Here is a 20,206-nt window from a genome sequence, read left to right as displayed (position 1 = left end):
GCAATCGGTCTTTTCTCATTTATCCCACTTTAATGGGCAGTAAGACCTCCACCTGAAAATTCAGCGAAAGCAAAGAAGTTAGGTGGGGGATGAAGAAAACCCCCACTGATTAAAGTTTTACTTTATATAATAAAGGTTTCATATACTTTGTATTTCCTGCTACTATACAATTATTATAAGATAGTTATGCGTTAATTTTAGTTTGCAAATAGTTTTATTATCAGTTTTTTTAGAAATCTTACAAGCGTGTAAGATAAATGAAAGACGAATCAATATGAGATGTAAGACAATTCATTTACACTCTGTTATGAGACGTGCAAATGAAGGGAGAATATACATGGAAATTTTACATGCAAAAAGTATTAGTAAAGTATATAAAGGAAAAGTACCTTATAAAGCATTAGTTGATATTGATTTATCAATTCAAGAAGGCGAATTTGTAGGGATTATGGGGCCATCTGGTAGTGGGAAAACAACGTTATTAAATATGGTATCTACTATTGATTCTCCATCATCGGGAGAAATTTTAATTAATGGCACAAATCCTCATCAATTATCATCAGAAGAATTAGCGTTATTCCGCAGAAAACAATTAGGATTTGTTTTTCAATCATTTAATCTTCTTAGCACACTTACTGTAAAAGAAAACATCGTATTACCGATGACTTTAGATGGTGTGTCTGTACAAGAAATGAACAAACGAGTGGAAGAAATTGCAGAGAAATTAAATATTACAGATATATTGAGTAAAAGAACGTTTGAAATATCAGGAGGGCAAGCTCAAAGAACGGCAATCGCACGTGCGATTGTTCATAAGCCACAATTATTACTTGCTGACGAACCAACAGGGAATTTAGACTCTAAATCTTCAAATGATGTAATGGAGATGCTTGATACTCTTAATAAAGAAGAAAAAGCAACGATGATGTTAGTTACACATGATCCGTATGCTGCGAGTTTTTGCAGTAGAGTAATATTTATTAAAGATGGTCAACTATATAACGAAATTTATTGTGGTGAAAGCAGACAAGCCTTTTATCAAAAGATTATGGATGTTCTTTCTTTGTTAGGAGGGAAAAGGCATGACTTTTCGTCAGTTCGCATTTAATAATATTTTTCGTAATAAGCGTACATATGCTGCCCATTTTTTAAGTAGTACATTTTCTATTATGATTTTCTTTACATATGCCCTTTTATTATTTCATCCTGATTTACAAGGGGAGTTAAAATCAACAAGTGCAACAATAAGTGCATATGGTAAGATGGGATTTATAATTTCGCAAGGTTTGATTTTTGTATTTTCATTTTTCTTTATTTTATATTCAGTTAGTTCGTTTTTAAAAACACGTAAGAAAGAATTTGGCATTTTAATGATGCAAGGTATGTCGATGAGACAGCTTAAGAAGTTATTGTTAATTGAAAATATGTTAATTGGACTTGGTTCAATTTGTATAGGGATTTTCATTGGACTCATATTTTCTAAACTAGTCTTATTGATAAGCGCAAGTGTATTAATGATTAATAATGGTTTGCCTTTTTACACACCAGTGAAGGCTGTAGTATTAACAGTTATCACTTTTCTTTTCTTATTTTTAATTGTTTCACTATTTACATTTAAAATGGTAAAAATAACGGAACTTGTGGAACTTATTCGAGCAGAGGAAAAGCCAAAACCTGAGCCGAAATCTTCAATTTTATTATCACTGCTTTCTTTAATTAGTATAGGATATGGATATTTCTCAGTATTTCGCTTCATTTCAAGTTCCAGTTTTACTACGCTCGGAATGGGTGTCCTACTAGTAATTATAGGAACATACTTTTTATATACACAGTGTAGCGTGTATATATTACATCTTGTTAAAAGGAGAGAATCTTTCTTTTTAAAGAGAACGAATATATTAACGTTTTCTGAATTAATTTACCGTATGAAAGATAATGCAACGATGTTTTTTATAGTTTCTATTGTTTCAGCAGTTGCATTTACAGCGATTGGTACAACAGCTGCAATTGGAAGTAAAGATTTGGTAAGGATGACAAATCCGTATACATTTTTATATGGGGATTTTGAAAACGAAAAAGCATTAAATAAAAATATTTCTATTATAAAAAAACACCTTTCTGATGCTAATATTCCGTATCGAATGGCTTCAGCTTCGTATATATACACAGAAAGTAATGTAATTGTAATGAAGTTAAGTGAATATAACGATCTTGCTAAAGCACTCGGGTATCAACAAGAAACGATTGGAAATGAAGATGAAATCTTATTAATTCCTGGAATCGTATCACAAAAACAAGAATTTAAAAGTGGCAACTATAAAAAAAATATAGAAGTCATTCAAGGTGAATGGACAAAGACATTTCATGTGAAAAAAGCTGTAGAAAATTTAGTTTTACCACATGATACAAGAAGTATATATATCGCTGTTCAGGATCATGTATATGATGAAATACCTATTACTAGTGACCCAGATAATCTTGATATTCCATATCGTACTTACGGATTTGTTGTAGACGATTGGATAAAAACGAAGAGAATTTCAAACGAATTAATTAGTACATTCGCGAAAGAAGAAGGTAGTTTTCAATTTCGAGCTTTAACTATAGATTTGTTAAGTGCGAAGCAAACGAATGGGCTATTACTTATGGCAAGTGTTTTAGTCGGAATCGTCTTCTTTACATTCGCTGCTAGTTTTATTTATTTCCGATTATATACGGATTTGGATCGTGATCAACAGCAATATAAAATGATTTCGAAAATGGGATTAAGTAAACGAGAGCTAAAGAAAGTTGTAACGAGACAGTTATTATTAATGTTCTTCTTACCAATTATCATTGCGGTGATACATACTGTAGTTGCTTATATGGCATTACAACAATTAGTCGATTTTTCTATTATGAATAGTTCTATCGTAATTTTAATTTCATTTATTTGTATACAAGTTTTATATTTCTTTATAACCCGTTGGCGTTACCTGCAAAAGCTTTATAAAGTTATGGATGAATAGAGTTTATTAGCTTGTAAGACTATATGAAAGTATGTGAAAAAATCAACTGTATGATGAAAGGAAACGCGATGAAAAGAACTTTAACTATTTTTATGTTAACGATACTACTATTAATAAGTTTTAGTGCATGTTCTAAAAAGGAGAATCTATTTCCTGCAAACGGTATATTAATCATTGGAGATGAAAATAAAATTTCACCAATTATTAATCGTTATCAGGAGATTACGAAAGCAAATGAAGTGTTTTCTGTGAAAACAGGTATTTATGGAAACGGACAGGTATTAATTTTAAATGAGTCTACAGCACTAGCACTGATTAAAGAAAAAGCTTTTCGTAAACGAGATAATGGTTCCAATTATATTTTAGATACGTTACCAAAATTCCCAAAAGAAGGATCACTATTGTTTACAAATGAAGACGAAAAGACTATGAAAAGTATTAAAATAGAAGGAAACGAGATTCCTGTTATATACGATAGTGACACTTGGATAGGTAACACTCGTAAATATCCAACGCAATCGTATGTGATTGTAGCAAAAAATAGCGTATATAAGGAAATAAAAGCAAATGAAACAAAAATGAATCTTCTTCAATTTAAAAAATCTATAGGTGACGAAAAACCTAAAATGTCGACAGATAATTCATTGGTTAATGAAGAAATCAAAGTAAAAAAGCTAATTAAAGGTTTGGAAGGAGAAGTAGCTTTTCAGTTTGTAACGATTGGAGAAAAATCTTAAAAAAGAGTTCGAGCTTGATAGAAAATTTATCAAGCTCGAACTCTTTTTAGTTCATAGACCATTCATATAAAAAAGATTACATTACTTCATTTAATCGACTCTCGTTTGTTTCTTCAATCGCATTTGAATTTTGAACTGAATTATTCTGAGCTTCTTTTTCTTTACGAACTTTTTGTAGCATTTCAAGAATGATCCATAAAGGAACACCTTTATCCTTTAACATCTTCCATAAATCTAATTCATTAAATTTATGTTCAGGCTGTTTCATTTCTTTTTCAGATGAACGAATATCGAACTTGATAGGATCATTTACTTTCTTACTTTCAAGTTTAGTAGAAGAGATAGTATTATGCTCAAGAGTAGATGGAGTTATTTTAGTAGGTTGAGATAATGTATGAATATTTGATCCGATTTGCATGCTTTTTCCTCCTTTTCAAGCAATGAGATTAGTTTTCTTATGGTTTTTAAATCTTTTTAACATGAGGAAACTATATTTAATTATAAATTCAAATAAACAGATTTACAAGTTGTATTGTAAAAAGTAAATGTTTATTTGAATTAATATTTATCAACATCTGTATATGTTTTCTATATATACAACGTATATAAAATACTTTACATTATGTTTAAGTTATTAAAGCATGCTGTATGGTAAAAAATGTAAACGTTTTATTAGGGGGAGAAAGTATGGGGAAGTTATTTTTTAAAATATGTTTTTTTGCATTAGTGGCTGTTTGTTCATTGGTAGCGAAAATAACATATGCTGAAGAGAGACAACAAAATAATTATCCGATCATATTAGTGAATGGATTTGCTGGATGGGGTAGAGAAGAAATGCTTGGCGTAAAATATTGGGGTGGTGTTCATGATATACAGGAAGATTTGAAACGCAATGGTTATACAGTTCATACCGCAGCTGTTGGGCCAGTTTCAAGTAACTGGGATCGTGCATGTGAATTATATGCCCAAATTAACGGTGGAACAGTAGACTACGGTGCCGCACATGCTGAGAAACATGGACATAATCGTTTTGGCAGAACTTATAGTGGTTTTGCGCCGAATTGGAGTGAAACAAATAAAGTTCATTTAGTTGGGCATAGCATGGGTGGACAAACGATTAGAACATTAGTACAGCTATTAAAAGAAGGCAGTTTTGAAGAAAAAAATCATGTAAAAAATTACCCGAACACCAAAATATCACCACTATTTGAGGGCGAGAAATCATACATTCATAGTGTTACAACATTAGCAACCCCTCACAATGGCACAACACTTGCGGATGGTAGTCTTCTACTACCGTTCGTAAAAGATTTCCTCATTACAGCTGCTAGTTTTGGAGGAAACAATAATTTATCTTTATATGATTTCAAATTGGATCAATGGGGTATAAAGAAGAATACTGGAGAGTCTTTTTTCCAATATACTGATCGCATCCTAAATAGTTCACTTTGGAAAAATACAAAGGATATAAGTCAATGGGATTTAAGTACAGATGGCGCAAAGGAGCTCAATAATTGGGTAAAGACGCAATCAGATGTTTATTACTTATCTTATAGTGGACATGCATCACAAGCGGCACCTATAACAGGTTTACATTTGCCTCATATAACGATGAATAAAGTGTTAATGGGGAATGCATTTTTCTTAGGTTCCTATGCAAGATATGAAGAAAATCGTCCATTAATTGATACTACTTGGTGGCAAAATGACGGTGTAGTAAATACAAACTCTATGATTGCACCGTCTTCTAATACTACTGTAAATAGTAATGAGTCTTTACAGATTGGAAAATGGAATCATATCGAAATGAAAGCAAATTGGGACCATCTCGACATGGTGGGATTAAGTGTTTCAGACACGTTAGGTTTTTCTAACATTCAAGAGTTTTATAGAACAATTGCAGAAAAACTATTAAGATTACCGAAATAGGTAATAATAAAGCGCTCTCGATGGAATTCGAGAGCGCTTTATATTATATTGAAAGAGGGATTTGGTAGAAAAAACTGGGGGGATATTATGAAAATTCAAGTTGTATTATCAGGATATGGAACAGTTGGCAGAGAGTTTATAAAATTATTAAACGAAAAATATTCATATATATATGAAACATATGGAATTCGATTAGTTGTAAGTGGGGTATTAGGAAGGAATGTTGCAATATATAATGGGGATGGATTGTCCCTTCACGATTTATTGAAATATGGTAGCGGTAGTGCCGCAATTGAAAAATATATAGAGTATCATCCGAAGGAACGTGCAACAAATGGGATAAATGGGACTGTATTAGTAGAATCAACTGTTACAAACCTTAAAGATGGAAATCCAGGAAAACAATATATAAAACAAGCGATTGAGAAACATATGGATATAGTTGCAATTTCAAAAGGCGCACTCGTTACAAACTGGAAAGAAATAAATGAAGCAGCAAGAATCGAAAATGTACGAATTCGATACAGTGGTGCAACTGCTGCGGCATTACCGACACTCGATATTGGTCAATTTAGTTTAGCCGGTTGCCATATTGAAAAAGTAGAAGGAATATTAAACGGGACTACAAATTATATTCTTTCGAAAATGAATGAGGAAGATATTACGTTTGAAGAAGCACTGGAAGAAGCGCAAAGTAAAGGAATTGCTGAAACGAATCCAATATTAGATGTAAGTGGTTCTGATAGTGCGTGTAAATTGTTACTTTTGACAAATAGTTTAATGGGAGTAGAGAATACACTTACAGATATACATATAAGAGGAATCGAGAACGTTACAAAAGAACAAATTCGAAATGCTAAGGAACAACATAAAATTATTAAATTAATAGCATCAGCTTATAAAGGTACAAAAGGTAATGTGAATCTAAGTGTTGAACCGTACGAATTAGATAAAAATCACCCGTTATCAAAAGTAAATGGGACGGAAAAAGGGATTACGTTCTTTACAGATACGATGGGGCAAGTTACTACAATTGGTGGTGCTTCTAATCCACGTGGAGCCGCAGCAGCAGCTTTAAAGGATGTTATAAACTTATATCGAAAAGATTTGTCCTAACTGGTGAAGTCTAATAATCAGTGGGGATGAATATTCTCACTGATTAAAGTTTCATTTTATAAGACCGTACCGCCCTTAATAAAAAATACATATGTAGTGGACCTTTTGAGAATGAAATAAATATGCAAAAATAATTGCAGGGGGTAAGGATTTGTTTAAAGATTTTAAAGTTGTCAAAGACCGTCCCGTTTATATTCAACTGAAAGATTATTTAAAAAAGATGATTATGAAAGGGCATTTGCTCGGAGACCAAAAAATACCTTCAACAAGGGAACTAAGTGAATTACTTAGTGTAAGCAGAAATACTGTACTTGCTGCTTATGCAGATTTAGAACAAGAAGGACTTATTTATGCAGTTAAAGGAAAAGGAAATTTTGTTGCGAAGGTTGATATTTCAAACACTTCGTCTGTTGAAATAGATTGGAAAAATAAACTTAATACAGTTACCTTATTAGCGGATGAATTAGATTTAATGAAACATGGTGTCCGCTGGGAAAAAGGAATGATTGTTTTTAATAGCATTGCTCCGGACGAAAAGCTATTTGATGTGGAAAATTTCAAAAGAGCTTTTCTTACTCGTATGTCCATTGAAGGTGATGTCGTATTAAACTACGGCTACGCTAAAGGTTATAGACCGTTAATGAATTATCTACTTCATTATATGGAAATGAAAGGTGTAGATATTTCGAACAAAGATATTTTAATTACAAATGGATTTACAGAAGGATTAGATATTGTACTATCCTCGTTATCCAAAAAATCGGGGCGGGTTATTTGTGAGAATCCGACTCATCATGCTGCTTTGAAGCTTTTCCGCTTACATGGTCTTGAGGTTCATGGAATTAATATGAATGAAGATGGCATCGATACGAACGAAGTAGAAAAAAGTTTGCGTGAAAAGGATTTTGATTTCGCGTATTTAATTCCTTCTTATCATAATCCAACTGGTATTGTTACGAGTTCAGAGAAAAGAACGGAATTGATGAGCTTATTTTCAAAATATAAAATTCCTATTATAGAAGATGGATTTAATGAAGAACTACGTTATTCAGGATCACATTTAGCACCATTATTAACTTTTGCTGGCGCTGGTAATAATGTGATTTATATTAGTAGCTTTTCGAAGGTACTTTTCCCTGGTTTACGTGTAGGCTGGATTATTGCAGATAAAGAACTAATTCATCATTTAGAAAGTGTAAAAAGAGCAAGAACGATTCACACATCTACTTTAGATCAAGCTGTTCTATTTCAATATTTACATGAAGGATATTTTGAAAAATATTTAAAAAAGGCAAGATCAGTTTATAAGAAAAAATATGAGTTAGCTGTTGGGGCATGTAACGAGTACATTCCGTTTCAAAGAATGACCGGTGATGGTGGCCTCCATTTATTTATAGAGTTAGAAGAAAAAATTCATGCCCGTAGGCTTTTGCAAAAGTGTTATGAGCAAGGGGTTACATTTTCTCCTGGAGATGTATTTTATTCTGATGGAAGAGGAGCGAACACTTTTCGATTAGGATTTTCACGTCTGAAAGAAGAAGACATAGTTCGGGGAATCAAAATAATTGGTGATACAATAAAAAATGAAATTTGGAGTTGAGGAAATGAGAATTGGCGTTATTATGGGTGGAGTATCTTCTGAAAAACAAGTATCAATTATGACTGGAAATGAAATGATTGCACATTTAGATAAAAGTAAGTATGACATAGTTCCAATTACGTTAAACGAAAAAATGGATTTAATCGAAAAAGCGAAAGACATTGATTTTGCGCTGCTCGCATTACACGGAAAATACGGAGAAGACGGGACTGTTCAAGGAACGCTTGAAAGTTTAGGTATTCCTTATAGCGGGAGCAATATGTTATCTAGCGGTATATGTATGGACAAAAATATTTCGAAAAAGATTTTACGTTATGAAGGAATAGAAACACCAGATTGGATTGAACTTACAAAAATGGAGGATCTAAATCTTGATGAGTTAGATAAGTTAGGATTTCCGTTAGTTGTAAAACCAAACTCTGGTGGATCAAGTGTTGGAGTAAAGATTGTCTATAATAAAGACGAATTAATTTCAATGCTGGAAACTGTGTTTGAATGGGATTCTGAAGTAGTAATAGAGAAGTATATAAAAGGTGACGAGATTACATGTTCCATTTTTGATGGAAAACAGTTACCCATCATTTCAATTCGACACGCGGCGGAGTTCTTTGATTACAATGCGAAATATGATGATGCTGGTACTATTGAAGAAGTTATTGAACTTCCAGTTGAATTAAAAGAACGTGTAAACAAAGCGTCATTGGCTTGCTATAAAGCATTAAAATGTAGTGTTTATGCAAGGGTTGATATGATGGTGAAAGACGGTATTCCATATGTAATGGAGGTTAATACATTACCAGGGATGACACAAGCAAGTTTACTACCAAAAAGTGCAGATGCTGCGGGAATTCATTATAGCAAACTATTAGATATGATTATTGAAACTTCATTAAGAGTAAGGGAAGAAGAAGGGTTTTAAGTAGCATTATCATGAATACTTTTGACAGTAACATGAATTGTGTTATGATGAATACAATACGAAAATTAAATATTTATCCACTAGGGGGGCCTATTATAGGCTGAGATCAAATGGGAATTTGAGACTCTTAGTACCTGATCTGGTTAATGCCAGCGTAGGGAAGTGGAAAAGACATTGCTATTTCATGTATAAATATTGTCAATTTCACTTTCTTTACGTCTGTAAAGGAAGTTTTTTTATTTTAAAGCGTTAATAGCTGTGGATAAATACTTATATTAAATGAATTATTGGAGGAATTTAAATGACTTTTTCACAATCATTGCGTAAAGAAGTAGATTCAATTTGGGAAGCAAGTTTTCATCATCCTTTTGTAAAAAAACTTGGTGAAGGAACGTTAGATTTAGCTAGTTTTCGCTATTACGTGCTTCAAGATTCCTATTATTTAAGTCACTTTGCTAGAGTACAAACATTAGGAGCTGCAAAAGCACTGGAATTAGAAACGACAGCTCGTATGGCACATCATGCTCAAAATACATATGAGGCGGAATTATCTTTACATGAAAATTTCGCGAAGAAACTAGGGATCACACAAGAAGAAAAAGATAATTTTATCCCCGCTCCAACTGCATACGCATATACTTCACATATGTATCGTGCTGCGTATGAAGGACATTTAGGCGATATCATTGCAGCGATTTTACCTTGCTATTGGCTGTATTATGAAATTGGTGAGCGTTTAAAAGAGTGTCAGCCAGAAGAGCCAATTTATAACGAATGGATTTCTGCTTATGGATCCGATTGGTTCCGAACATTAGTTGAAGAGCAAATTACAAGGTTAGATACTATCGCTGAAAAAGTAACAGAGGCAGACCGTAAGCGTATGAAGCAGCATTTTATTATTAGCAGTCAATATGAATATTCATTTTGGGAAATGGCTTATACTTTAGAAAAGTGGCCAGTGAATATAGAAGTAAAAGATGTAATTGGATAAAGAATAGAAGCAATGTTATAAGTTCTATTTATAAAAATGAGCCCATAGTAAAAATAGGTACATAAACAAGGTGCATCATCTAGTGATGGGTCATACTTTGTTGGTGTATGAATTGAATTTAGTTTATAGCGTTATTTCTACTTAGATGTAACGAACAGAATTATAGGAAACCATCGATGAGGTTGTATTTTATAAATGGAGGTTATGAAAATGAATCAGTTTCAACAAGAACTACAAACGTTAAGTCTTAATGATTACCGGTCTGGAGATATTGTGTATTGGGACCCGCAAAACCAATATCCATATTATTATATTGAAGATGCTGCTCGTCGCTGTGGTGGTTGTGGTCGTTGCGGAGGTTGTGGCGGTCGCTGTGGTGGATTTCGTTGTGGTGGATTCCGTTGTATTGGTTGCTTCGGTTGTTTTGGTTGTGGAGGCTGTGGCGGTTGTGGTGGTTGTGGAAGTTGTGGTGGTTGCTCTAATTGTTTTAATGGTACTTCTGATACTACTGGTACTATTATAACATATGAATATTAACTACATTTATTAATTAAAAAACATTAGATTCATACATGTACATGCCGACAAAGAATATAGCCATCGCTAATGGGTATATTCAATTATTCAAGTGAAAGAGTAACAATAAGATATATAGGTATAAATCCAGATGAGATAGATAAAGCAATGACTAGTTGTAAAATCTAATCATTGCTTTTTTCTTATGGTTTTACCATCAAATGTCTGTCTAATTTAAGGATTGATAGGCACTACCGAGGGAAATTACCGTAGCTACCGCATGGGCAGTCTATTTAGCCATATTTAATTTTAATATGGTATTGTATAAGGTTCCATATACGATAAAAATGATTAATACAAATGAAATTAATGGAGGAGATTATTATAAAAATTTAAAGGGGAATGGATATGTGTACTTATTGGGGAAACGCAGTTAAAGAGCTCTTTAAGAAACAAGAACTGGAACGAAATAAAAGAGCGGCTAGCAAAAGCTAACTGCTCAGTACAGGGAGATACAGGGAAATCTACTTGTATTGAGATTTGGCACACAGCCTATATACAGTATTGACGGAATATTTATTTTAAATCCAATTTACTTAAAGTAAACATCTCGACAGTTAAGATGGCTGCGCCTACTGCAGAACCTAGCCAGTCTCTCCAGCCTAATGTATTTAAAGGTGTATCTGTTAAATCCATAATTAAGAAGATAGCGAACATTAATATAACGAATGCTAAGCATCCCCAAAATGTTTGCAAATATTAAATCATCTTATTTCAGAACTTGTTCATATAAATCATTCTTACTACTACCTTTTATTTTTATAAAAAAATTATCGCATGTATAAAAATTGAAAGTACAGAATATGCAATATTGCATATTGGGACTCAAAATAATAATCCATTCATAATTATATAGATTGAACGGATGAGAACCGTATCGTATGAATCAATTGTCATTTTTCGAAGATATCGATGAAAAGGAGATGCGTCGACTTGTGGTGAAAGAGCTTAAAAACTACATAGCATTGTACATCCAGATGAAAAAATCAAGAAGAACAGGCTCAAGCTGAGGGCATTGTTCTTTTTCCTAAAATGAAGGGTGACTTTTAAACAAATTGAACGGACGTCACAGAATGCACTTGATCAAGAGTAGAGACAGATTATTGAGTTGAAATATTTAGGGAATAGGAAAGTGAAAGATTCCTACATTTATAACGAATTGATGATGAGACGTGATAATTTTTATGAGAATAAAAAATAGCATAGTTGTTACAAAACCTATATCATTACCAATAGAAAACCTTGAAAGGCAAGCTAATCAAGGTCTCTAAATTTTTAAAAATATCTAATAAAGTATTCACGACTACATTATTTACTACTAAATCGGTTAGCGATGGTGCAATTTTCACTGCCTCCTCAATATCCAAATCTGCGAATCTGTTATAGTATATTCCAAAACCATCTTTACCCTGTAGATAGATCAAAGCACCACCTCCTTCATTATCACCAATTGCGAGTGAATTCGGGAGATATTTCTGCACGTCATAAGTTTCATTCATTTCAATGCATCCCGAAGCTCCCCAAATTCGAATTTAAATTTGGTCGTTAACTTTAATTTCAATGTCTGAAGCTAGCTGAATTATTTCTATATATTCTGTAGGTACATCTATTGCTGAAAAATCCTGAAGCGCTTTAACTTCTTCTTTCGAAGGAGATTTTTTGGCATCAATTCTATACACACTACTGATATTATCTAACCTGTTCATTAATTATCACCCCTTTCATATTTAAGTCCTAGTTTATCTAGCATCTTGTATTGTTGTTCAAGAACTTGGCTAGTAGTATCCTCTTCCAGTTGCTTTTAATAGTAAATTATTGGAGCGATTAGAAAAAGAATCTCTACAAACTATTGAGGATGGTGTAACATGTCTACATTTCATGTTAGATATGAATTATGAAAAAATAAACAATATGGATCGAGTACAAGTAGGTCATTTGTTCCATTATCGCGGTCTTCTATTTGTTTTGCTGATTGTGTTTGTTTAACAGGGGTTTTAATAGGAGCAATTTCATTTGGAGGATTAATGTTATCTATATGTTCAATTACATAATGGTTGATATTTGTAAGAAGAGCATCGACTTAAGGTGTTCTTTTTTAGTTTTATTGTATTGAAATAAAGATTTTAGGGGTGCTGTATAAGCGATTAAATGATGTTCTTGATGAAAAAGATGCACTTCGAAAAGAGTTAAGCGCAGTATCGAAACTGTACGGAGAATTAAAAGATATAAAAGAAAAACTAGCGCAAGGTCTCATCGAAGAAACAAAAGCACGCTTTGAAGCGGAAGATGCATTTGAAACCATGAAACAATAATCGCAAGCTCGCGAGGAAGATCACAATTCATTACTAAACGAATTTAATGCGATTACGGAAAAGAATCATGAACTAGCGAATGATCTTCGAAAAATGCATATCAATGTACGTGCTGCAGAAGAAACAACTGCGAAAGAACGTGCACACCGTATTGAGTTACAAGGTAGATCACAAGCGCTCGGTATAGCGCTTAAAGCAGTCTTGTAGGTGGATGGTATGAAGCTGACAAAAGAAGAACGAAAAGAGCTCACATACCAAATTGGTGACATTATCGAACAGAAATGTAGACGTTGTTATTACAATCGTACATCAAACGAATGCTTCAGCATCAATGAGTGTAAAGCATGCCCGACTGGTGAAGAATTACGCCGGTTGGGTATGTATTTAGATACACAACCGAAAAAGAACGGTGGACGAAGAATGGAAAAGTCGAGTGGGTTAACGCCTGAGGTTGTCAGGAAGTTAAATATACAAGGTATACCGGATCAGGATATTGGTATTATGTATGATCTTAGCCCCTCGTATGTCGGGAAAAAGAAAAAACAATGGAAACGAGCGGGTATTTGGAAAGGGCCAACTGATATGAGATAAATCAAAAAAGGCTAGGATTTCTCCTAGCACTCAAGCATAAGTCGTATGGAAAGTAAAAAAATTGCACTTTTAATATATAACAAAATAGTGAATGCGGAAATAGAACAAAGTGAAATGGACAAGTGAAAAATTAGATAACGGAATTTTCATTAAAGCATTATTTAATTGAAAAGAGCACCAACAGAAAGTGTGGTGCTCTTGGACCAAGAACTATATTTTGTATTTTTTTAAGTCTATATAAGTATATGGACTTTGCAAATAAATAGTGAATTCATTTTTACTCAAATTTATATTTAAATAGAGAATCCCTAGGATTAGGGGCTAGGGGTTCAAGTCTTGGTAAATTTCACGCGACATTATAAAAAGAAAAGAACCCTCTATATAAAGAGTTCTTCTGGTGATTTAATCTATTAATTGCACTCGTGGTAATATTCATTACATGAATCGTTATTATCGTTACAGCAGATACAAAATGTTTTTTGAATAAATAAACTAACTACACTAGCAGGACCTTCCTGCTTTGTAAAAGTAAGACTTTGAAAATCTTCAACTTGAAATATTTTTGTTTGAACGGGTTGTAATGTAGTAGTAATTGGTACGCTAGATCTTCTTGTTAGAATGGTTACTTGAACGGGGGCACTCATACCAACAACAAATAACTGAATTAATGTTTTATTGTGATTGTTGGTGAAATCTTCAAATACTGTTTGTGGAGTGGTATCTAAGAGGTCGATAGATGTAGGTATATTTCCATTTAAATTTTCTCCTGAACCACCAATTGTATGAGTCTCAACAAAACAGTTATTTTTTTGATGATCCGAATGCGCTTGGTTTTTATAATACTTTTTACCATCTTTATAAAAGTAATCAGCCATATGAAATTAAAGCTCCCTTCTTTTAGATGTCTATATAGTCTATTTAATAAAGCGAAGTAGTGCTTGTACAGCATAATAAAATCCGCTCTCAGATAAAAAATAATATTGAAAAAGAATACCACTTAATATCGTATGTATGCCCCTGAGGGGTGTGCGGATTTAATATGAATAGTTATTGGAATAAAATGGAGAGTAACAAATGGCTTATTAATGAATATATAGTGAGTGGAGTCATGGATGAGGGGCCAGATTATGATGATTCCTAATATAAAAAGAGAGCCAGATGACTCTCTTTAATAGTTGTTGGATTCGTCAGGAAAAAGGAAATTTTCAAGCGTATTAATGTGTTAAAAATTTTGTGAACATGAAGTGCAAGGTCCACCAGTAGGTTGAAATACAACATTGTCAACAAAAGCTGTTGCGCCTTCTCCACCTGTAGCTAAGTTTTGGAAACTAATACATGCTGTAGTTACATCAGCAGGTATACACACAACAAGGGTATAATGTTGGAAGCCAGCTTGTTGTTGATTTGCAACAGGTACAATGTGCGGAATGTTTAATGGTCCAAGTGTTGTAGGGTTAGGAGGACATCCTTGACCAAGTTCTGGAAACGATACAGAAGCAACAAGGAGTGCTCCGTCTCTTATATCCCCAGCAAAAGAAAGGGTAAAGCAACAACCTTCGCCCACATCAACAGATTGGGTCATAATTCCTCCAGGTCCAATAGTAACAGCTAAAGCACTCAAGGTTCCATTTGGAAGAAAACGACCGCTGTGCGCATTTGGAAATCCTACTTCTGAAACATTTCCCGTTACAATCCATCCTGGAACTGGAGTACCTGGTGTTGCAGGTTCATCAAATCCAGGGTTATCAAGAACATTCGTACATGGGCAACATGCCGTAGCAGCTGGTCCCGTAGGTCCTGTAACTCCTGTAGCCCCGGTTGGTCCAGTCGGCCCAGTTGGTCCAGTCGGCCCGGTTGGTCCAACTTGAGGTGGGGGTACAGGGGGGAGAAAACACTCACATGGAATATGAAATTTCTTTTTAAATTCACTCATTTTTACACCATCCTTATCATTCACCCACATACACACTACAACTTATGAATTGGTTAACAAACAAGTATAAGAAAAAGGCCCTTGAAAATTAAAATAAATAAAAAAATAAGCCCTTATGTCACAAATATAAACCCATTCCATAATATATAAGGAGCATGGGTTCACTTCAAAAAGCTTTTAATATATAAGGGAGTCCGCTTCCTAAATCAATATCGTTAAACCTGTTGCTTCTGTTGGTAAAGTGAATGTCGAAGAATAGATAGGAGTGTTGAATCAATTAAACTGGATTCAACAGCAACTCCATGTAAAACAATATTTTTTTCATTCATACCTTTACCTTCTATGATTGCTCGCCATAGGAGGTAAAGGTTGCAAAAAGCAAATCATGAAGTTGGAAAGCGTTTATATAAAAGTGCAAGGATTGTTAAGAGGGATTAAAGAATGTATCGAAGTGGATGGAAAATACAAGAAGAATTATCCAATCATTGTGGTTGGATAATATACGATGGTGAATGGGTTGAAGTGGACAAGCAGTTTTATTTTATCAATTAAACAAAAATTTCAATTGATAAGTATTAAAAAACCAAAAAAGAGCACTAAATAAAGTGCTCTCGTGACGAGATTCATTTTGTAACGACTATTTTATAGAGAAAGGAACGCAGAATATTATATGTGCGTACAGTCAATTGAGTTCGTTTTTTACAAATAAAGAGTAGCTAGCAAAAGCTAACTGCTCGGCTCTCGACCAAGAAAGCTAAAGTGGGAAGAACTTAAAGCTGACTTTATAAAGTCTTATATAGTATCGGGAAAATTTAGATTTTTATTCGTGTAAAACATAAAAAGAGCCGCTAACAAAAGTTAGCCGCTAAACCCTCGGGTATGAAGGGAATTTAGAAACTGTATTTTTATTATTAACGGAATGTTGAGTTTTATTCGGTTGAGCCTAAAAAAGAACTATATATTAGTGTCCTACAGACCTAGTCTCTTATAGTAACAGTTACTGGCGTTATGTGTAAGAATTACACGTTTATCTTGAAAATAATGATTATTCATTCACATGTAAATTCACAATTAAAGCACAATCGCATCAATACGCTCACAGTTAATTACAGTGATATCTCCGCTTCCATCTATAAATGTAGCAAGGCCGGATCTATTATGGAATCCTACAAATATAGAAGCTTTTAATATTGTGCCGTTAACTAACAGCTGTTTTATTTTTTTCCTAAGTAAAATGTTTCTAAAAGATAGCAAATATTTTTAGAACTCTCTTTTGGGGTTGAGATAAAAGAAATTCGGTTATTTGGAAGAGATGTTAGATTAGGATTGAATACTTTGGGAGTAATAGCATAGTTGATGAAAACTGACATTTTTCCGGCTCCTCTATTTTATAATTTATATTTAAATATGCTGTATGAAATAGGGCTTTTTTCAAAGCCCCATCTTTACTCTACTCAGCTTCAATTCTAAGCGCTTGAATATCACGGCAGTCCAAAACAATTATAGAGCCAGGTTCTGTTGTGTTATCTACAAATGTTACACAAAAATTATCTGGATTAAAGTTAGTGAAAATAAGATCCTCTAGTGTTGTTCCTGTAAGGAAAACATCTACTTCAGTACCTAACTGTAATCTTTCTAATTGTTCACATACACATTTTGTATGCTCAGCCATATAAAAACCTCCTTTCCTCGATTTACTATTAATATATGTATAAATTAAATAGAACGATTGGAGTAATAGCTTAATAATACTAATTATTTTGCTAGTTAATATGTTTATAAAATAACCCTATGAATAGAAAGCGAGGTTTTGAAAATAGAAGATAACGTAAAGCTTTTAGGTGATGATGGGATGTTAGGGATGGAATACAAGGAAAGAACGATTCGTGTATACAACACAGAAGGAAATGTGATGGAGTTACTTTCAACAAAGGAACAGGTGCAAGAGGCTATCGATTATTTAAAAGAATGCCAAAAAGAAATGAAGTAATATCCTAAAGAGTAATCAGATCGAACGGAGGGGAACCGTATCGTATGAATCAATTGTCATTTTTTGAAGACATCGATGAAAAGGAGATGCGAAGACTTGTGGTGAAGGAGCTGAAAAACTACAAAGCATTGTGCGTCCGGATGAAAAATCAAGAAGAGCAGGCTCAAGCGGGGGGGATTGTTCTTTTTCCTAAAATGAAAGGTGACGATAAGAATCATGAGATACGCTTTAAACAAATTGAACGGACGTTACAGAATGCACTTGATAAAGATCAGCGACAGATTATTGAGTTGAAATATTTAGGGAATGAGAAAGTGAAAGATTCCTATGTATATAACGAGCTGATGATGAGACGCGATAATTTTTATGAGAATAAAAAAGTAGCTATCCGTTTGATAGCTACTGCTTTAGGGATTATATGAACGTGATTTTTCGCTCTGCCTTTTGGTAGGGCTTATTTGTTTAGGGGAAATAGTTATGTTTATCTTTTTAACAAAATTAAGATAGTATTTGGATTTTTAGCGAAATAAAACCAAAATTTGATTTGGTCCCGTACGCTTCATTACTCTGTATCCACTATCTGCTGCTGTAGCAATTCCGGAATTGTTAGGACGACAATATTCATTTACTTGACAGGTGCCATCATCTCTCACTAAAATCTTACCAATTAGTCCTACAGGTACCCATTCAGCACGTTTTTTCCTTGGGATATACTCACGTTTTGGATCCCATTCTGGATTTATAACGGGTTGTATTTCTGAATGTTCAGGGATAATTTCATTCCCTTTTCGATCTTTTCTAGGTGGGATTGTCATTTCGTGATATGTTCGGCGGCCCCAGGCATCCAGAACATAACGACCATGCCAACTTAATTCTGCGCTATTTCCAAGTAAACTAGGAGTTGCACTGCTTATTCCTAAGATGAAGTCATCTGAAGACGTAGCGATTTTTATTTTATCTTCTTCTAACGTGACAAAGTAACCCACATCTATACTATTTCCATCGATTGTTTCGAACATCTCGGCAAAATCTGCTCCACCTGTGTTATAAGTAGTGCCGTCAATATACATCTCCCCATCACTTGCCAACCATTTGGCTCCTAAGCCTCTTAATATATTCGTTGTGCCGTTTCCGATAAACCATGAATTGGCTTCTGTTGCATCACCAAAGCGTCCCATTATATGGGCGTTTTGAAATCCTGCAGTGGTAGTGCCTTCACCTTCGGCATGAGAGATATCTCCGCTGGCTGTTGTTCTAAATCCTTCAGCATGAGCGACTTCTCCACTAGCTGTTGTATCTGATCCTTCCGCGTGGGAAAAATGCCCACTAGCCGTTGTAGTACTTCCTTCCGCGTGGGAAAAATTACCGCTAGCTGTTGTGCTACTTCCTTCTGCGTGAGAAAAATCCCCAATAGCTGTTGTAGCAACTCCTTCGGCATGGGAAACAGCTCCGCTTGCAGTTGTATTAAATCCTTCCGCATGGGAGGCAAATTCACTTGCTATGGTGCCAGCGCCTTCGGCATGGGAGCTATCACCACTTGCTAGGTTGGGAGTAGGGTTCCCGAAAAATGGATCCACACCGCCACCCTCTGCGTGAGAAGCTCTACCACTAGCAGTGTTACCTTCGCCTTCTGCATGAGACGCATCACCGCTAGCTGTGTTACTATCACTTTCTGCATGGGAAAAATCACCACTAGCAGTTGTACTATTTCCTTCGGCATGAGATATATTGCCGCTCGCTGTTGTTCTACGACCTTCGGCATGAGAGTTCTCACCAATAGCTGTTGTTCTATCCCCTTCGGCATGTGAGGCCCCACCACTAGCAGTTGTACTAAACCCTTCGGCATGAGAAATATCACCATTTGCTTCTGTATTCATTCCCTCGGCATGCGAAACAAATCCGACTGAGCTTGAATTAAAACCTTCAGCATGAGAGTTCTCACCAATTGCAAGTGCATGGTTTCCTTCACTATGAGAAAAATCTCCAATTGCTCTTGTAATAACTCCTTCCGCGTGAGAGGCAAATCCACTTGCTGTAGTACCAGCCCCTTCTGCGTGAGCACTGGAACCACTTGATAGGTTGGGAGCTGGGTTCCCAAATGGATCTACACCGCCCCCCTCAGTATGAGAAGCAAATCCACTCGCTATATTTCCTACGCCTTCGGCATGAGAGCCAATGGCATTAGCTAGTGTTTGGCTTCCTTCAGCGTGTGAACAATCTCCATTTGCAATTGAACAACAACCTTCGGCATGTGAACAATCCCCATTTGCTTCTGTACCACATCCTTCAGCGTGTGAACAATCTCCATTTGCAATCGTACCGCATCCTTCAGCGAATGAACATCCTCCATTCTCTATTGGGCTCCCTTCAAAGGAACATTCGCCAATGCTGCCGGTTACATCGCAAATGAGTGGTGGGGCAGGAGGGCCAGTAGGTCCAGTAACACCAGTAGGTCCGGTAACACCAGTGGGCCCAGTAATGCCGGTAGGTCCAGTAACACCAGT

The 20,206-nt window shown here is 34.8% G+C and carries 20 protein-coding genes, 3 pseudogenes and 1 riboswitch; of the genes and pseudogenes, 15 read left to right on the top strand and 8 right to left on the bottom strand.

The window, feature by feature from the left end:
• Nucleotides 1-337: 337 nt before the first annotated feature.
• The 3 genes from DN390_RS19985 (at nt 338) to DN390_RS19975 (ending at nt 3,745) form a co-directional block, all read left to right on the top strand.
• Nucleotides 338-1,108, top strand: a complete 771-nt coding sequence (locus DN390_RS19985) for an ABC transporter ATP-binding protein (RefSeq protein WP_147808199.1) — start codon at nt 338-340, stop codon at nt 1,106-1,108.
• Nucleotides 1,083-3,008 (top strand): ABC transporter permease, encoded by a 1,926-nt coding sequence (locus tag DN390_RS19980; protein WP_147808198.1) that lies wholly within the window; start codon nt 1,083-1,085, stop codon nt 3,006-3,008. Before DN390_RS19985 ends, DN390_RS19980 begins: the two co-directional genes overlap by 26 nt.
• A gap of 68 nt (nt 3,009-3,076) precedes the next feature.
• Nucleotides 3,077-3,745 (top strand): lipoprotein BA_5634 family protein, encoded by a 669-nt coding sequence (locus DN390_RS19975; protein WP_147808197.1) that lies wholly within the window; start codon nt 3,077-3,079, stop codon nt 3,743-3,745.
• A 76-nt stretch (nt 3,746-3,821) separates the two neighbouring features.
• On the opposite strand, the gene DN390_RS19970 is transcribed toward DN390_RS19975, so the two are convergent.
• Nucleotides 3,822-4,163, bottom strand: a complete 342-nt coding sequence (locus DN390_RS19970; protein ID WP_098952902.1) for a DUF3914 domain-containing protein — start codon at nt 4,161-4,163, stop codon at nt 3,822-3,824.
• A 269-nt stretch (nt 4,164-4,432) separates the two neighbouring features.
• Between DN390_RS19970 and DN390_RS19965 the strand changes: the two genes are divergently transcribed.
• The 7 genes and pseudogenes from DN390_RS19965 to DN390_RS31220 all read left to right on the top strand — a co-directional run.
• Nucleotides 4,433-5,674, top strand: coding sequence for an esterase/lipase family protein (locus DN390_RS19965; protein ID WP_098952903.1), 1,242 nt, complete (start codon nt 4,433-4,435; stop codon nt 5,672-5,674).
• Nucleotides 5,675-5,761: 87 nt separating this feature from the next.
• A complete protein-coding gene (locus tag DN390_RS19960) occupies nt 5,762-6,790 on the top strand; it encodes a homoserine dehydrogenase (RefSeq protein WP_218944379.1) in 1,029 nt (342 codons plus the stop codon).
• Nucleotides 6,791-6,941: 151 nt separating this feature from the next.
• A complete protein-coding gene (gene pdxR / locus DN390_RS19955) occupies nt 6,942-8,390 on the top strand; it encodes a MocR-like pyridoxine biosynthesis transcription factor PdxR (RefSeq protein ID WP_098952905.1) in 1,449 nt (482 codons plus the stop codon).
• Between the two features lie 4 nt (nt 8,391-8,394).
• The gene (gene ddlB / locus DN390_RS19950) at nt 8,395-9,309 is read left to right on the top strand and encodes a D-alanine--D-alanine ligase (RefSeq protein WP_147808195.1); all 915 of its coding nucleotides are present in this window, start codon (nt 8,395-8,397) and stop codon (nt 9,307-9,309) included.
• Nucleotides 9,310-9,381: 72 nt separating this feature from the next.
• Nucleotides 9,382-9,487, top strand: a riboswitch (TPP riboswitch).
• Between the two features lie 123 nt (nt 9,488-9,610).
• Nucleotides 9,611-10,300: a thiaminase II gene (gene tenA, locus DN390_RS19945; RefSeq protein WP_097952059.1), complete on the top strand. Its 690-nt coding sequence runs from the start codon at nt 9,611-9,613 to the stop codon at nt 10,298-10,300.
• Nucleotides 10,301-10,510: 210 nt separating this feature from the next.
• Nucleotides 10,511-10,837 carry a heterocycloanthracin/sonorensin family bacteriocin gene (locus tag DN390_RS19940; protein ID WP_142324548.1) on the top strand — a complete coding sequence of 109 codons (327 nt, stop codon included), beginning with the start codon at nt 10,511-10,513 and terminating at the stop codon, nt 10,835-10,837.
• A 17-nt stretch (nt 10,838-10,854) separates the two neighbouring features.
• Nucleotides 10,855-11,005 (top strand): annotated as a pseudogene (locus tag DN390_RS31220) (site-specific integrase); the annotation flags it as partial.
• 387 nt (nt 11,006-11,392) lie between these two features.
• On the opposite strand, the gene DN390_RS19935 reads toward DN390_RS31220, so the two are convergent.
• Nucleotides 11,393-11,572, bottom strand: a complete 180-nt coding sequence (locus DN390_RS19935; protein ID WP_255444072.1) for a hypothetical protein — start codon at nt 11,570-11,572, stop codon at nt 11,393-11,395.
• A gap of 530 nt (nt 11,573-12,102) precedes the next feature.
• Nucleotides 12,103-12,582, bottom strand: a pseudogene (locus DN390_RS19930) (SMI1/KNR4 family protein).
• 76 nt (nt 12,583-12,658) lie between these two features.
• On the opposite strand from DN390_RS19930, the pseudogene DN390_RS19925 reads away from it, so the two are divergent.
• From DN390_RS19925 to DN390_RS19915, 3 genes and pseudogenes are all read left to right on the top strand, one after another.
• Nucleotides 12,659-12,927: pseudogene (locus tag DN390_RS19925) on the top strand (homoserine dehydrogenase); the annotation flags it as partial.
• A gap of 78 nt (nt 12,928-13,005) precedes the next feature.
• Nucleotides 13,006-13,188 (top strand): hypothetical protein, encoded by a 183-nt coding sequence (locus DN390_RS31215; protein WP_255444071.1) that lies wholly within the window; start codon nt 13,006-13,008, stop codon nt 13,186-13,188.
• A gap of 216 nt (nt 13,189-13,404) precedes the next feature.
• Nucleotides 13,405-13,779, top strand: a complete 375-nt coding sequence (locus DN390_RS19915; RefSeq protein ID WP_147808194.1) for a hypothetical protein — start codon at nt 13,405-13,407, stop codon at nt 13,777-13,779.
• A 410-nt stretch (nt 13,780-14,189) separates the two neighbouring features.
• On the opposite strand, the gene DN390_RS19910 is transcribed toward DN390_RS19915, so the two are convergent.
• From DN390_RS19910 to DN390_RS19900, 4 genes are all read right to left on the bottom strand, one after another.
• The gene (locus DN390_RS19910; RefSeq protein WP_098199592.1) at nt 14,190-14,654 is read right to left on the bottom strand and encodes an exosporium protein D; all 465 of its coding nucleotides are present in this window, start codon (nt 14,652-14,654) and stop codon (nt 14,190-14,192) included.
• 347 nt (nt 14,655-15,001) lie between these two features.
• Complete coding sequence (locus DN390_RS19905; RefSeq protein ID WP_147808193.1) at nt 15,002-15,712, bottom strand: collagen-like protein; 711 nt, start codon at nt 15,710-15,712, stop codon at nt 15,002-15,004.
• A gap of 1,071 nt (nt 15,713-16,783) precedes the next feature.
• A complete protein-coding gene (locus DN390_RS30715; protein WP_179955766.1) occupies nt 16,784-16,966 on the bottom strand; it encodes a hypothetical protein in 183 nt (60 codons plus the stop codon).
• 196 nt (nt 16,967-17,162) lie between these two features.
• Nucleotides 17,163-17,384, bottom strand: coding sequence for a hypothetical protein (locus DN390_RS19900; RefSeq protein WP_000807684.1), 222 nt, complete (start codon nt 17,382-17,384; stop codon nt 17,163-17,165).
• Between the two features lie 138 nt (nt 17,385-17,522).
• Between DN390_RS19900 and DN390_RS19895 the strand changes: the two genes are divergently transcribed.
• Together DN390_RS19895 and DN390_RS19890 are read left to right on the top strand one after the other, a co-directional pair.
• The gene (locus DN390_RS19895; RefSeq protein ID WP_147808192.1) at nt 17,523-17,702 is read left to right on the top strand and encodes a hypothetical protein; all 180 of its coding nucleotides are present in this window, start codon (nt 17,523-17,525) and stop codon (nt 17,700-17,702) included.
• Between the two features lie 44 nt (nt 17,703-17,746).
• On the top strand, nt 17,747-18,124 hold the full coding sequence (locus DN390_RS19890; protein ID WP_147808191.1) for an ArpU family phage packaging/lysis transcriptional regulator: 378 nt from the start codon (nt 17,747-17,749) through the stop codon (nt 18,122-18,124).
• 96 nt (nt 18,125-18,220) lie between these two features.
• Here the strand turns inward: DN390_RS19890 and DN390_RS19885 are convergent.
• On the bottom strand, nt 18,221-20,206 hold a 1,986-nt coding region (locus DN390_RS19885; protein WP_255444069.1), incomplete at its 5' end, for a peptidase G2 autoproteolytic cleavage domain-containing protein.

It is taken from the genome of Bacillus sp. SH7-1 (assembly GCF_008042405.1).
In the GTDB taxonomy this organism is placed as follows: domain Bacteria; phylum Bacillota; class Bacilli; order Bacillales; family Bacillaceae_G; genus Bacillus_A; species Bacillus_A thuringiensis_N.
This window is presented reverse-complemented; position numbering and strand designations above follow the sequence as displayed.

Excerpts from the sequence above, each read along its gene's own strand:
- DN390_RS19985 (WP_147808199.1), top strand. The coding sequence starts at position 338 with ATGGAAATTTTACATGCAAAAAGTATTAGTAAAGTATATAAAGGAAAA.
- DN390_RS19980 (WP_147808198.1), top strand. The coding sequence starts at position 1,083 with ATGACTTTTCGTCAGTTCGCATTTAATAATATTTTTCGTAATAAGCGT.
- DN390_RS19975 (WP_147808197.1), top strand. The coding sequence starts at position 3,077 with ATGAAAAGAACTTTAACTATTTTTATGTTAACGATACTACTATTAATA.
- DN390_RS19970 (WP_098952902.1), bottom strand. The coding sequence starts at position 4,163 with ATGCAAATCGGATCAAATATTCATACATTATCTCAACCTACTAAAATA.
- DN390_RS19965 (WP_098952903.1), top strand. The coding sequence starts at position 4,433 with ATGGGGAAGTTATTTTTTAAAATATGTTTTTTTGCATTAGTGGCTGTT.
- DN390_RS19960 (WP_218944379.1), top strand. The coding sequence starts at position 5,762 with ATGAAAATTCAAGTTGTATTATCAGGATATGGAACAGTTGGCAGAGAG.
- ddlB (WP_147808195.1), top strand. The coding sequence starts at position 8,395 with ATGAGAATTGGCGTTATTATGGGTGGAGTATCTTCTGAAAAACAAGTA.
- tenA (WP_097952059.1), top strand. The coding sequence starts at position 9,611 with ATGACTTTTTCACAATCATTGCGTAAAGAAGTAGATTCAATTTGGGAA.
- DN390_RS19940 (WP_142324548.1), top strand. The coding sequence starts at position 10,511 with ATGAATCAGTTTCAACAAGAACTACAAACGTTAAGTCTTAATGATTAC.
- DN390_RS19915 (WP_147808194.1), top strand. The coding sequence starts at position 13,405 with ATGAAGCTGACAAAAGAAGAACGAAAAGAGCTCACATACCAAATTGGT.
- DN390_RS19910 (WP_098199592.1), bottom strand. The coding sequence starts at position 14,654 with ATGGCTGATTACTTTTATAAAGATGGTAAAAAGTATTATAAAAACCAA.
- DN390_RS19905 (WP_147808193.1), bottom strand. The coding sequence starts at position 15,712 with ATGAGTGAATTTAAAAAGAAATTTCATATTCCATGTGAGTGTTTTCTC.
- DN390_RS19900 (WP_000807684.1), bottom strand. The coding sequence starts at position 17,384 with ATGGCTGAGCATACAAAATGTGTATGTGAACAATTAGAAAGATTACAG.
- DN390_RS19890 (WP_147808191.1), top strand. The coding sequence starts at position 17,747 with ATGAATCAATTGTCATTTTTTGAAGACATCGATGAAAAGGAGATGCGA.